The 13,860-nt window shown below is 53.8% G+C and carries 10 protein-coding genes; 5 read left to right on the top strand and 5 right to left on the bottom strand.

The window, feature by feature from the left end; all coding sequences use genetic code 11:
• Window positions 1-473: 473 nt before the first annotated feature.
• The 3 genes from etsC to etsA are packed head-to-tail and all read right to left on the bottom strand — an operon-like array spanning window position 474 to window position 4,972.
• Window positions 474-1,844 (bottom strand): macrolide efflux RND transporter outer membrane subunit EtsC, encoded by a 1,371-nt coding sequence (gene etsC, locus J1784_RS06135; RefSeq protein WP_217148452.1) that lies wholly within the window; start codon window positions 1,842-1,844, stop codon window positions 474-476.
• 3 nt (window positions 1,845-1,847) lie between these two features.
• Window positions 1,848-3,788 carry a MacB family efflux pump subunit gene (locus tag J1784_RS06130; protein ID WP_217148451.1) on the bottom strand — a complete coding sequence of 647 codons (1,941 nt, stop codon included), beginning with the start codon at window positions 3,786-3,788 and terminating at the stop codon, window positions 1,848-1,850.
• Entirely contained in the window at window positions 3,785-4,972 is a 1,188-nt protein-coding gene (gene etsA / locus J1784_RS06125; protein ID WP_217148450.1) for a macrolide efflux RND transporter periplasmic adaptor subunit EtsA, read from the bottom strand. The genes J1784_RS06130 and etsA overlap by 4 nt, the downstream gene beginning before the upstream one ends.
• Before the next feature lie 1,435 nt (window positions 4,973-6,407).
• Here etsA and J1784_RS06120 point away from each other — a divergent pair.
• From J1784_RS06120 to J1784_RS06110, 3 genes are read left to right on the top strand one after another with little or no spacing between them, the layout of a single operon-like run.
• On the top strand, window positions 6,408-7,133 hold the full coding sequence (locus J1784_RS06120; protein WP_119825913.1) for a gluconate 2-dehydrogenase subunit 3 family protein: 726 nt from the start codon (window positions 6,408-6,410) through the stop codon (window positions 7,131-7,133).
• Between the two features lie 45 nt (window positions 7,134-7,178).
• Window positions 7,179-8,948 carry a GMC family oxidoreductase gene (locus tag J1784_RS06115; protein WP_095925350.1) on the top strand — a complete coding sequence of 590 codons (1,770 nt, stop codon included), beginning with the start codon at window positions 7,179-7,181 and terminating at the stop codon, window positions 8,946-8,948.
• Window positions 8,949-8,963: 15 nt separating this feature from the next.
• Window positions 8,964-10,235, top strand: coding sequence for a c-type cytochrome (locus tag J1784_RS06110; RefSeq protein WP_420803956.1), 1,272 nt, complete (start codon window positions 8,964-8,966; stop codon window positions 10,233-10,235).
• A 56-nt stretch (window positions 10,236-10,291) separates the two neighbouring features.
• Here the strand turns inward: J1784_RS06110 and J1784_RS06105 are convergent, their stop codons facing one another.
• Both J1784_RS06105 and J1784_RS06100 read right to left on the bottom strand, forming a co-directional pair.
• A complete protein-coding gene (locus J1784_RS06105; protein WP_217148448.1) occupies window positions 10,292-10,681 on the bottom strand; it encodes a DUF4440 domain-containing protein in 390 nt (129 codons plus the stop codon).
• 11 nt (window positions 10,682-10,692) lie between these two features.
• Window positions 10,693-12,066, bottom strand: coding sequence for an MFS transporter (locus J1784_RS06100; RefSeq protein WP_217148447.1), 1,374 nt, complete (start codon window positions 12,064-12,066; stop codon window positions 10,693-10,695).
• A gap of 114 nt (window positions 12,067-12,180) precedes the next feature.
• Here J1784_RS06100 and J1784_RS06095 point away from each other — a divergent pair, with 114 nt between their 5' ends.
• Window positions 12,181-13,074 (top strand): LysR family transcriptional regulator, encoded by an 894-nt coding sequence (locus J1784_RS06095; RefSeq protein WP_217148446.1) that lies wholly within the window; start codon window positions 12,181-12,183, stop codon window positions 13,072-13,074.
• 256 nt (window positions 13,075-13,330) lie between these two features.
• Window positions 13,331-13,858, top strand: coding sequence for a GNAT family N-acetyltransferase (locus J1784_RS06090; RefSeq protein ID WP_120508629.1), 528 nt, complete (start codon window positions 13,331-13,333; stop codon window positions 13,856-13,858).
• The last annotated feature ends 2 nt before the right edge of the window (window positions 13,859-13,860 follow it).

Here is a 13,860-nt window from a genome sequence, read left to right as displayed (position 1 = left end):
CCGACGGGCTTCTTGCCCTAACAGTATTCCAGTCATCTCAAAATTAGCGTTAGTGTTAGACATATATCCAAGCCTATCTCTTAAGTTAAGAGACTTCTACTGTCTGGCTTTTCATGGGGCCCACTCAGATCATTGCCGCATTAACTCTGACTGTATCTACACTGTCATCCCGTGAGCTGTATCTTTGCTAGTCCCGCAGACTTATCCAGCCATTATGCGGTTGTCCGCTGCTCGCTTGTTGCAGGTGAACCTTCCAGTAACAAGAGATGGGAGAAAGGGTTAAAGGAGAAATCGGGTACTCCGTGCCCATATGAAAGGCGATTTGATCTGTGCATTTGCCAAAAGCACTTTCACTCCACTCAGAGGTGTCACAGTGCGCTAAAAAGCACGCCTCCAAGCTGACGATATCTTTATTAGGATGGATATACCCAGGGAGATAGGTTTCATCCTATTATGCAATGAGTTATCCGTATTTATGGGAACGTCGCCGAACCCCCGAATTCCAGATAGATTTTCGCCAGAGTTTGGAACTGATCAAAGCGGTTTTCATCCAGTGATAGCTCCGCCTGGCGGCGCTTCTCCTGAGCATCAAGCCAGAATGAGACAGGCACAGCGCCCTGGCGATAACGCACTTCGTTCAGTCGCTCAGACTCCCTTGCCAGTTCAAGTCCTTCATGCAGCCTTTTTTCCTGCGCCAGTAACTGGTTACGCAGGGACAGCTCGTCTTCAATACTGCTCATCGCTTTATAAAGCGACTGCTTAAACTCCAGTAATCGCTGTTCGTAGTCGTTGCGGGCAATTTTTACATCCACGCCCTGTTGCCTCCACTCGAGAAACGGCAGTGTCAGGTTGGCGCCAACGGAACCGACAGGATTTTGCAGGAACGCCATCAGCGAGCTGCTGCTGGTACCCAGAGAACCGGTCAGACTGAATGCGGGATAGAATTCGGTGCGCCTGATATCAACCGTGGCCAAGGCTTCACGCACCCGCCACTCTTTAGCACTGATATCGGGTCGGTGTCTCAGCACGCTGGCCGGAATATTCGCATTAACCGGGGGCATTCCCCCTTTGGGCAGCGTCATGGGTTCAGCCACGGGACGGCCTGGTGCGGTCCCCAGCAATACTGCCTGCTGATTCAACGCCTGAAGGCGTTCACGCTGCAGCGCGGTGAGTCTGTTTTCCTGGGTCAGTAAGCTTTGCCGGGCGTCAACGACATCAAGTGATGAAGCGCCACCCGCCTGGTATCGAGCCTTCGCCAGGCGTAGCGTTTCTTTTGCGTAATCGATGCTCTGCTGAAGGACGCTTATCTGTTGGTTAATAAAACCAATGCGCCAGTAGTTGACACTGGCCTCTGAGAGCAAGGTTAGGCGTGCTGCGCGCAGATCCTCTTCTGTGGCCTGACTTGCCCAAACCGCGGCATCGCGCTGCCGGGCCATTTTGCCCCACAGATCTAGTTCAAAACTGGTATTCAAGGTGGCGGAGCTGCCCTTTTCCCAGCCTGATGAGCCGGTAAGTGGTTTTCTGCTGTCCACGCCCAGCGTCCCTTTTAACCCTGGATCGCTTGCAATGCCCACTCTTTCCGCGTCAAGCCTTGCCCGGTACAGCCGTAACACGGCTAAAGCCACGTCATTATTGCTTGCCATCACCTGGCGTAACCAGCTATCTAGCAGAGGGTCATTAAACGCGTTCCAGTCAAATGGCGCGGGTTCCCCGTCGGCATCATCGTGATACCAGCTGGCCGGATACTCCACGGCAGGCGCGTGATAGTCGCTTTTGAGTAAGTTTGCGCAGCCTGCGCAGAGCGTGGCGGCAAGGCATAAAGTCAAAGGTGATAATATTTTCATAGGTTACTCGCTGGCCAGTGAAGCAACCGGATCCATCCTTGCCGCCTTGCGGGCGGGGAGATAACCGAAGATCATGCCAATGATTGTTGAACAGACAAATGCGACAGCAGCAGCCTGCCAGGAATAGATGGCGGTAAACATTCCGCCTGCCAGCGCGGTGAACAGAGCGCCCGCGGCATACGACAGCGCGATACCTAATGCCCCTCCCATCAGGCACACCAAGACGGCTTCAATCATAAATTGCTGCATGATATCGCTTCGACGCGCTCCCACCGCCATGCGCACGCCGATTTCATGGGTACGTTCGGTAACGGACACCAGCATGATGTTCATCACCCCAATGCTGCCGATCATCAGTGATATGCAGGCAACCATAAGAATCAAAATGCTGAACGTCATCGAAGTACTTTCGATAGATTTTCTTATCTGTTCAAAATTATAAAGCTGGAAGTCTTTTACGCGGTGACGCTGAGTCAACAGCTGAGATATCGCACTGACAGCGGCCTCGTTAGCCACATTGTCCTTCAGCCGGACGCTGATGCTGGTCAGTACCGGTGTACCTGCCATTCGGTACATTACTGTACTGTAGGGCATCCACACGGTAATACGGTTAGGTGCATAACTACGGTTATTGCTCTTAGCGATGCCCACAACGCGAGCAGGAACGGAACCGAGGAATACAATTTGCCCCAGCGCCTTTAACCCCGCCTCATCAAATAACGCTATGCGGGCGTTTTCATCGATGATCACTTCCTGCAGGGCGTTACGATCGTCCCTGAACGTTGCCCCCTGCAAAATCTCGATGCCATTAACGCGGAAGTGATCTCGCCCAACGCCATTGATTGAGGCGGTTGCGGATTTTCCGCGAAAACGAATGGTGTCTGAGACACTGACTTCCGGGCTTACGCTGTCGATAAACCCCTGCTTCGCCAGTGCTGCAGCATCTGCAGGCACCAGAGTACGAATGCTTTCGGCGCTGTCGTCGAAGAAATCGCTCCCGGGGTAAATGCTCACCACGTTGGTGCCCAGATCTTTAATATTCTCCAGCGTCCGCTGCTTCGCGCCTTCACCGAGCGCCACCACTGTGACCACGGCAGCGATGCCGAAAATAATTCCGGTCATGGTCAAGGTTGTGCGTAAACGATGTGCGTTCATCGCTTTCAGCGCCATTCCCAGCGATTCACGTGTACGATCGAGAAAACTTTGCCAACGACTTTGCCGGGTCCTGTTGGGAGGCGGCAGTTTTTCCGTAGTGGTCAAGCGACTGCCGCTGTCTGAGATAATTTCGCCGTCGCGCAGTTCGATAATCCGCTGAGCATGTTGCGCCACCTTCATATCGTGGGTCACTATCACCACGGTATGACCCCGCTGGTGAAGTTCGCTGAGGATGGCCAGCACTTCCTGCCCTGACTGTGAATCCAGCGCACCGGTCGGTTCGTCCGCCAGAATGATCTCTCCGCCATTAATCAGCGAGCGGGCAATACTGACGCGCTGTTGCTGACCGCCGGAAAGTTCACCGGGTTTATGATGCTCCCGCCCTTCCAGCCCCAGCCTGCCCAGCAGTGCTGCGGCTCGCAGCCGACGCTGGTCACGTCCGCTGTTGGCGTAAATGGCAGGGATCTCAACATTGCCCAGTGCGCTGAGGTCTGGCATCAAATGATAGCGCTGGAAGATAAAACCGATATGTTCCCGGCGTATTCTTGCAAGCTCATCCGGTGAAAGCTTTGCGGCATTTTGCCCGCCAATGTAATAATCCCCGCTGTCGGGGACATCAAGGCAACCCATTATGTTCATCAGGGTCGATTTACCCGACCCCGAGGCGCCGATAATCGCCACCAGTTCACCTGCTGCGATCGTCAGACTCACCTCTTTGAGGACGGTAAGCGTCTGGCCACCATTACGGTAGGTACGGTTAATACCGTTAAGCTCAATAATATTACTCACAGCACGAACCCTTCCCCGGGTGCTTTTTCACCTGGCTGCGACAGCACCACCTTTTCCCCGACTTGAACGCCATCAAGGATCTCAATATCCACGCTGTTGGTTATTCCGGTTTTTACCTGTCGGGTTTCAAGCTTGCCGTTATTTGTCAAAATCTGCACCTGCTGCTCATTCCCGTCTGCTTTATGCACCGCCTGAATGGGCACCAGAAGCGTATTTTTACCTTCGCCGGCAAGCAGCGTGACCTGAGCAGTCATGGCAATTCGCAGCCGGTTTTCCGGATTGGGCACGTCCAGAAGCGCGTTGTAGTAGACGGACGCATTCGAGGTACCTGAGCCTGATGCCGAACCGCTGCTGGAAAGGGTGTCGTCTTTCATTACCGATTCCGGCGCCAGTTCAACGGTGCGCAGTATCGCGTCATACTCTTTGTCCGGTTCCGAGAAAATGGTGAAGCGCGCTTTTTGGCCAATAAAAATACGGGTGATATCGGCCTCAGAGATCTGCGCCTTAATGGTCATCACATCCAGTCGGGCAAGCTTGATAATCGTCGGTGCACTTTGGCTGGAGTTCACCGTCTGCCCTTGCTGGGTCACCACTGCGATAACGATGCCATCCATCGGCGCGACGACACGTGTGTAGCTCAGGTCGACCTTTTTCTTATCCACCTCGATCTGCGCCTGCACCAGGCGCGCATTGAGTGACAGTAGCTCCGCACGCGTGGTCGCCAGCGTGGCTTCTGCGGACTCAAAATCTTCACGTGAGCTGGCTTCTTGGTTAAGCATCTGCCGCTGCCGTTTGAAACGGAGTTCAGCCTGTTTTAAGAGCGCCTGCTTGGCTTGCAGATCGGCTTTGACCACGTTGAGTGCGGCTTCGGCGGTGCGCAAATCATTACGCTGCGGCACATCGTCAATGTCTGCTATCGGCTGCCCTTTAGTAACTCGATCGCCAGGCTTCACTTTCAGTGATTTTACCTGGCCTGAGACCTGAGCACCGACATTAACGCGCTCAATCGCATCGATTCGCCCGGTAGCCAGTACGGAATTTTCAATATCCCCTTTACGTACCGGAGCCGTGACATACTCCGGGACTGGCGCGCTGCGCAGGAACAACAAGGAGACGGTGATAAGAACTGTAAGCATCACCGCAGCAAAAATGGCGACGCGACGTGAAGGGTGTTTCATTAACATTGTGCGGGTTTTCCATAACGTTAAAACGCAGTGATCTCAGGTATCATTTTGCCCCCCTGAGTCTCTAATGGAGTTAAACACGGGGTTAGCGGTAGATGCACGTGTTACAAATCCTAGACTCGCGATCCATTTCTGCGGGCCTACTCTATTTGAAAATAAACATCGTCATATCGGCAAACGCAGGGCAAGCATTGCTATCTAACAAGAGCCTGACCCAAATGAGGCTGTCTGAGATGCCACTAAAGGAGTTGTGCCGGCTTTGTGAAAGCGGACAGGGACCTTCTCAGTTTCACAGCCAACAGCTTATCGAACATAACCCCGTAAGAGAATGGTTAATAATTTCATTAGTCAGTGGCTATCCCTTTGCAATAAGTCGGAGATAGCCCATTAAATGATCCCCTTTTCAATTAAAATGATCCGGCTGGCCTCACGTGAGTCCCTACTTTTCATTGTTTGGGTACCACCCAGATAATTGCTTGAAATCCTTCGCTAAACATCATGGTTCGATTGGCACTAACGCCATTACATGTTAGATAAATCATGTGATTTTCTTCGGCCTTGCCGTCCTGATACGTTTGAGTCCTTTATCATCATGAAAAACCCAAGGCCAAACATCATTGAATCAGCTCCGCTCCTCGTTCTTCCCAGATTACGCGTTACAGAGCGGTTTCCATCGTTTCGTCGGGATCCATCCCGTCACCAGGCCCCCTACTGTGCGGGGACCCACAATGGGAAGCCATTTTACAGAGCAAAAACTCACCCCACTTTTAAATTACAGGGCAAAGGATCATTTTCTGATGCCTTTTAACTCTCTCACAATATTGCTTTCTGAATTACTCCCACCCAAAAGGGGGCAATATGATCAGGATGATTACAAATTATCGCCCACTGACCAAGAACGCCCGGTTTGAGTATCTGAGTAGGGAATCGGTGTGGGAGCCGCCCCCCAGCAATATCGAGGCGAGCGTGATATGGGAAGTTGTCATTAATCCTCCTCACCCTCTCTTTTCCAAGGAGAGGGTTTACTTGTTGCTTATTTCAACTTCACTTTTGTGCCGCAAAGAGATATCAACCTAATTGGAATTCATTCTTATTTGTTGTGAATGTTAACTAACATTTCAAACAACAAATAACAGAAGCTTTCCTCATGGTATTATATTTTACTAAATCCACTCCTGAGAATTTAAACGTCACTTTGATATTCAATGCTAATTTCATGGAGAATAATTCCGGAGAGTGACAAACGCATAGCATTGTTTTATAATGATTTTAAATTCAATCCTATGTCTTACCTCCTCGCAGATATTGCCCACCACACATTCCCTATGGAATTTATTCATTTATTTTGGATGTAGCGGTGATATTATAAATTTGTACCCAAAAATAATAATAATTAACCCAAACTTAACATCAGGCATGTGAGAGTCGTAATTCTATGCTCCTTCAAAAAAAAACAACCCGTCGCAAGTTTTTACTTGGGTCGCTGATGGCGTTGCCTGTCGGCACCATCATGATGAAAGGACTGTCAGCGGCACAAGCTGCGGAAATGGCGGCTCCGGATTTACTCGATTATAAACCGATCTTTTTCAGCGCCGAGGAGTGGCAGTTTATTATGGCCGCTGCTGACCGTCTGATCCCCGCAGGCGGTAAAGGCAAAGCGCCGGGCGCGCTGGAAACCAACGTGCCGATTTTTATCGATCAGCAAATGCACGGCGATTTCGGTGAAGAAATTTACATGCAGGGCCCGTTCAACGTGCATGCTCCGGCGACGATGGGATATCAGATCCCTTTCCGTCCGCAGCAAATCTACAAAACCGGCATTCGCATCGCGAACAGCTGGTGTCAGCAAAATCATCAGAAAGCCTTCCATGAGCTGAACGATCAGGACAAAGACGACGTTCTGACACAGCTTCAGAAAAACGGCATCAAATTTGCGGATGCAGGCGAAGAAAATCTCGTCGCTTCGCAATTCTTCAGCGAGCTGCTTTCAGATACCAAACACGGTTATCTGGCAGATCCGATCTATGGCGGAAACAAAGGGATGAAGGCGTGGATTGCCATCGGATTCCCCGGCGCACGTGCCAGTTTCACCGAATGGGTTAAGCAGCACAACGTCCCGTATCCGCTGGGGCCTGTGAGCCTGCAGGGCGCGCGTGCCTGAGTGCCTCGCCCTATTCCCCTTTTCTGATGACTGACAGGATTTAAGATGGCAAAAGTAACGAAACCAGAAGTCGACGTCGTTGTCGTCGGCCTCGGCTGGGCTGGCTCGCTGATGAGTATCGAGCTGGCAATGGCAGGCCTGACCGTTCGCGCGCTCGAACGCGGCGGCGATCGCGGCTACGAAGAATTTGCATACCCGAAACCGGCGGACGAGTACGCCTACGCGGTGCGCAACAAAGTCATGGCGACCCCGGCTGAAGCGGCGGTCACCGTGCGATACAACATGAGTGAAACCGCCCTGCCCACCCGTAAATGGGGCGCGTTTGCGCCGGGTACGGGCGTGGGCGGTTCCGGTCTGCACTGGACGGCGGTTCTGATCCGCCCGACGCCAACCGATTTAAAACTCAAAACTTACGCCGATGAAGCGTACAAGCCGGGTATCTTGCAGGAAGACATGCGGATCATGGATTTCCCGTTCACCTGGGATGAAATCGAGCCGTATTACACCAAGTTTGAGCACATCTGCGGCCAGTCCGGCAAAACCGGCAACCTGCGCGGCCAGATTATGGAAGGCGGTGACCCGTTCGAAGGGCCGCGTTCCGAGCCGTATCCGCTGCCAGCGCTGGAAGATACGCTCAACAGTAGCATGTTTGCCGAAGTCACCAAAAAGATGGGCTATCACCCGTTCCCGAACCCGTCTGCCTGCGTGTCCCGCGCCTGGACCAACCCGTATGGCAACCAGATCGCACCCTGTAACTACTGCGGTTATTGCAGTAAATATCCGTGCCTGAACTACTCGAAAGCCTCGCCGCAAACTGCCGTAATGGACGCACTGAAACGCATGGATAACTTCTCCTATGAAGTCCACGCCAACGTGCTGAAAGTCGAGTTGCACGATGATAAGAAAACCGCCAAAGGCGTGATCTACATGGATGCAGACGGCAACGAATGCTTCCAGCCGGCAAAAATCGTGGTACTGAGTAGCTTCCAGTTCTGTAACGTGCGCCTGATGCTGCTGTCCGGCATCGGCAAACCATACAACCCGATCACCGAAGAAGGCGTGATTGGCCGTAACTACGCGTTCCTGAGCAACGGCGGCTCGACGCTGTTTTTCAAAGATAAAAACTTCAACCCGTTCGCCACCGCGGGCGCCACCGGCCAGATGTTTAACGACATCTCTCCGGGCAACTTTGATGGCCCTTCTTTAGGGTTCATCGGCGGCGCGAAAATCCACAGTTCTCAGGCCACCGGCACGCCAATCAGCACCTCGCTGCCAAAAGGCACGCCTGCGTGGGGCACAGGCTGGAAAGAAGGGATGGAAGAATGGTACGGCCATTCGATGAAAATCAGCATCACCACCACCTGCCAGTCGTATCGCGACATTTATCTGGATCTTGATCCGAACTACAAAGATGAATATGGCTATCCGCTGCTGCGCATGACTTTCGACTGGAAACAGAACGAGCTCAAATTGCAGCAATACCTGAAAGGCATCGTCGGCAATATCACCAAAGAGCTGAACCCGGACAGCTACAGCGAAAGCTTCCTGCCGATGGACGCGCACTTTGACCTGACCAAGTACGTTTCCACGCACAACGTGGGCGGTGCGGTGATGGGCGATAACCCGAAAACCTCGGCGCTGAACAAGTTCCTGCAAAGCTGGGATGTGCATAACGTCTTTGTGCCGGGAGGAAACGCGTTCCCGCAAAACTTCCAGGCTAACCCGACCGATACCATCGGCGCGATTACCCTGATGGCGGCGCAGGCGATTAAAGATCAGTACCTGAAAAACCCTGGTCCACTGGTTCAGGCATAAGCGGAGATGAACAGGATGAAACTCAAAAGTTTATTTATCGCTAACGCCTTGCTGCTCGGTGCGGGTTTTATGGCGAATGCGCAGGCAGACACGAATGTACAGCCTGACAACGCAGCGCTGATCAAACAGGGTGAATATGTGGCGCGTCTGGGCGACTGCGGCGCGTGTCATACGGTGGCGGGAAAACCGGCGTTTTCCGGCGGACTGGCGATCAATTCGAATCTGGGCACTATTTATTCGACCAACATCACACCGGATAAGGACCATGGCATTGGTGGTTACACCGAAGCGCAGTTCTCCGATGCGGTGCGAAAAGGTGTTCTGCCGGACGGTACCCGTTTATATCCGGCGATGCCTTATCCGGATTACGCCAAAATCAATGATGAAGATATGCATGCGCTCTACGTTTACTTTATGCAGGGCGTAAAACCGAGCGCGGAACAACCGCCGGAAACGGATCTGAGTTTCCCGTTCAGCCAGCGCTGGGGGATGCGTTTCTGGAACTGGGCGTTCGCGTCTGATAAGCCCTTCCAGCCCATCGGCGGCGCTTCTGAGCAGGTCAACCGGGGCGCGTATCTGGTGGAGAGTCTCGGTCACTGTGGCAGCTGCCATACACCGCGCGGTTTCGGCATGAACGAAAAAGCGCTCGACAGCAGCGACTCTGATTTCCTGGCGGGCGGCAGCCTGAATAACTGGGATGTGCCTTCCCTGCGCGGCGTCGCGCACTGGAATGAGCAGGAAATCGTCGATTATCTGCGCAAAGGACGTAATGACAAAGCGGCGGTGGGCGGCGAAATGACGTCTGTGGTGGAAAACAGTACCGCTCACATGACCGATGATGACCTCAAAGCCATCGCGGCGTACATCAAATTCCTGGGTGGCAACCCGCCGGTTCCGGCAGAGGACACGCAAAAAGCCAGCGCGACCGAAGCCAAACTGACCGCGGCGAAAAACCTCAGCGAAGGCGAGCGTTTGTATCTGGATAACTGCGGAGCCTGCCACTTTGTGACCGGCAAAGGCGCACCGGGCGTGTTCCCGCAGCTGGATCAGGCAACGATTGTGAATGCGAAAGACCCGACCGGGTTGATCCACACCATCCTCGCGGGCGCACAGCAACCGTCCACCGCACGCGCACCGTCCACACTGGCGATGCCGGGCTTTGCAAACCGTCTGACTGACGAAGAAGCGGCGCAATTGTCGACCTTCATCCGTCAGGGCTGGGGCAACAACGCACCGGCAGTCACGGCGAAAGACGTCAGCGAAGTCAGAAAAACCCTGACGAAGTAATCAGTCTTGCAGGCTCAAACGGCTTTCCTCGCGGAAGGCCGTTTTTATATGCGTGCTCAGGCGGCGGGGGTTTCATGCAAATGGCGCCACAGAATTTTCCCTTGTGCGCCCACCTCGAATACCACCGTGGAATAACGCAGCGTTTCCGGCTGGCCGGGCAACTGCTGGCGTTCCTGATACGCGACGACCGCACCTTTTTCACTCTCAGTAATCACCACCGGCTTTTCGACTTCAATATTCAGCCCGCTTTTCGCGCCTCGCTGCGCCCGGAAAAAAGCACGCAAGCCCGGATAGTCCAGCCGGTGACCGGTGATCGTTACCATCGAATAGGCCGGACTAAACCGCGCCAGCAGATCGTCACACGTTTGTTCAGCCGCTTGCGCATCAGAAAACCAGCGCTGAATTAACACATGCGCATCAAACACTTCTTTCACAAAACGATTCATTTTCTTTCCTGTTAACGACTCTGTTGATTGAGTTCCTGCACAATTTCACGGCCCGGCAACCGCAGGCACAGCATGACCGGAACAATAACGCTGGCGGCGGCAAAAATGAACGCCAGGCGGAAGGCCGATTGCGGGGCGTAAATCTGCAAAATATTGAGCATCACGCTGACCAGCGTCACGCCAAGACAAAAACTCAGCTGGCGGTTGATGTTCCAGAGCGCACTGGCATCCGCCAGTTTCTGTGTCTGAACATGTAAGAACGCGCCACTTTGCGCCGTGCTGCTGCACAAACTGCTGCCCGCTCCCATCAGCGTGAACGCGGCGACCGCCTGCCAAGGCTGTGCGGGAAACCCGCTGAGCAGCGCCAGCAAGCCAATACCTGCGCCCTGGATCAGGCAGCCCGGAATAAAGAGCGCCCGCGGCCCGATGCGGTTAAACATTTTGCCGGTAAAACTGATGGCGGCAAACGATGCCAGCGACCACGGCAACATCAGCCCGCCCGACTGCGCCGCCGAAAAGTGATGTTCATTTTGCAGATACAGCATGGCAATCAGGCTGACGCCGGTAAACACGCCGGGAATGCATTGATAAACCAGCATGCCGGTGCGCAACAGCGGATCTTTCATTAACGTCAGCTCCAGCAAAGGCCGCGTGCTTTTTTGCGATATCCGCACAAACATCGTCATGAGCCCTGCGCCCGCCAGCAATAATGCGCCACCGCTCAGCCATTCGCGGCTTTCACCCAGAGACGTCAGCCCCCATAACACCAGCGCCAGCCCGCCGTTGAGCAGCGCAAATCCCTTCACATCGAACCTTTCTGCCGGTTCCCGCGGGGTTTGTGGCAGCCAGCAAAACGCCAGAACCCAGGCCAGCAGCGCCAGAGGCAGGCTGGCAACAAATACCCAGCGCCAGCTGAAACTGTCCACGATAATGCCGCCGATGGCCGGAGAAAGTGCCGGTGCCAGCAGCCCCACCAGCATGATCACCGCCGACAGTCTGGCGCGCTCATGGCTGCGGTAAAGCGCATACGTCAGCGTCTGACCGAGCGGGATCAGCAATCCGCCGCCCAGCCCCTGCACAATGCGCCAGCCAATCAGCGTGGTCAGATTTGTGGCGCTGGCCGCACCGAGTGAGGCGAACATAAATATCGTCAGTGACAAAATAAACACCCGTCGCGCGCCGAAGCGCCCGGCCAGACCGCGGCTGAGCGGGATGACCAGCGTCAGCCCGAGAATATATCCCGTGCTGACCCACGCCAGCGCGCTGACCGGCGCAGTAAACTGCCGTGCAATACCGGGATACGCCACGTTGGCGATAAACATGTTGATCAGATCAACGAAAAAACCGAGCAAATATACTGCGGCAACCCGCGCCCTGTAACTCATCTGCACTCATCCACAATTCGTTAAGGCAGGCAATGTAGCGGAGAACTTCTCAGGGATAAACGGGCGCGGAGCAGTTACACTGTCAAAATAATTTTGACAATCAGGACGCAGAAAATGCTGAATTTACAGCGGCTGGAGATTTTCGTTGCGGTGGTTAACGCAGGCAGCTTTACCGGCGCGGCGGCTTTGCTCGGGCTGACCAAAGCAGTCGTCAGTTTCAACGTCAAACAGCTGGAAAGCGAAACCGGCGTCGCGTTGCTGACACGCAGCACACGACGGCTGGCGCTGACTGAATCGGGCGAACGCTTTTATCAGCGTTGCCAGGATTTATTGCAGGAAGCCGAAGCGGTGCTGGACGATGTGCGCCGCGATCACGGCGGCCTGAGCGGACAGTTGCGCATCACCAGCACGCCAGAATACGGTGCGCGCGTGGTGGTTCCGGCGCTGGCGGCGTTTTCCGCACTGCATCCGCAACTGCGTATTCAGCACGTTGCCTCTTCTAATCACGATGACCTGATTGCCGGACGCTTTGATCTGGCGATCCGCCTCGGACAGTTAGCCGATTCCAGCCATCATGCCGCCACGCTGGGAAATTTTGAAATCCTGCCGGTGGCCTCGGCGGCGTACTTGCAGCGTTCGGGAAATATTCAAACGCCGGAACAGCTGGCTCAGGCCTCATGGATTGCCCACAGCCGTCTGCCGCTGCCGATGAGCTGGCCGGTGACCAATACCCGTGGAGAAAAGATCCCCTTTCGAGTTGCTTCGCCTACGGCCGTGACCGCCGACAGCGCGTCGGCGTTGTTAGCTTTCGCGCTTGCGGGAGCGGGTGTCGCCCTGCTGCCGGACTGGCTGGTGCAACCGGAAATCGACGCACAGCGTTTATGCCATTTGCTGCCCGATCACCGTTTCCCACCTCAGGGCATTTTCGCGCTGTATCCCAACACCCGTCATGTGCCGGAGAAGGTAAGACGGTTTATTGATTTTTTGCAAAAACAGATGGCGGAGTGAGCATCATCTGAATAATCAATAGGAGATAATTTTGAGAATGCGGCCTGCCCGGCCATTTCCATCGACAGGTCTGAACGATGTGTCGATGATATAAACATATCGCGCCAACATGTCGATGGAATGCGATTTCATCGACATGTTGACGCTGTATTACATTACGTTTGGTGACTGATTTCTTTTCCAGTGGCAGATATATTGGCACAGTTTCCCGCTCAGACTAAGCTCTACAACAGCTAACAGAAGGAAAACACTGACTATGATCCTTGAAACATCGCGGTTGCTGTTGCGGCCTGTTGAGGCTGAAGATATCTTTTCTCTTTTTGCAATTTACGGCGATCCGCAAACTAACCTGTTTAATCCGCGCGGTCCGCTCAAAGATATGGCGGCGGCGCAGGAAAAACTGAACGGTTGGTTACAGGCATGGCCGGATCACGGCTTCGGCCATTGGGCGATAACACGTAGTCACAAGCCTGAGGAAATTATAGGTTTTGGTGGATTGGGCGTTCGTGAAGGCTACGAAAATCACCGGGTGTTTCTTGGCTATCGTTTTGCGACCGGCGCCTGGGGAAAAGGGCTGGCAACGGAATTTGCCAGCGCATCGCTGAATGCCGGTTTTGAGAAACTGGGCATTGATCGGATCTCCGCCACCGTGCGCGAAAACCATCTGGCTTCGCAGCGCGTGCTAGAGAAAATCGGCATGCAAAAAGTCGGTTTTGAAGGTGATCCGGTACATGGCGTAGGCAGTTACCTTTACCGGCAGACAGATCACCGCACAACCCGCTGATC

Source organism: Rahnella ecdela (assembly GCF_019049625.1).
Lineage (GTDB): Bacteria > Pseudomonadota > Gammaproteobacteria > Enterobacterales > Enterobacteriaceae > Rahnella > Rahnella ecdela.
The sequence above is the reverse complement of the archived record's forward strand: the minus strand, read 5'-3'. Positions and strand labels throughout refer to the sequence as shown.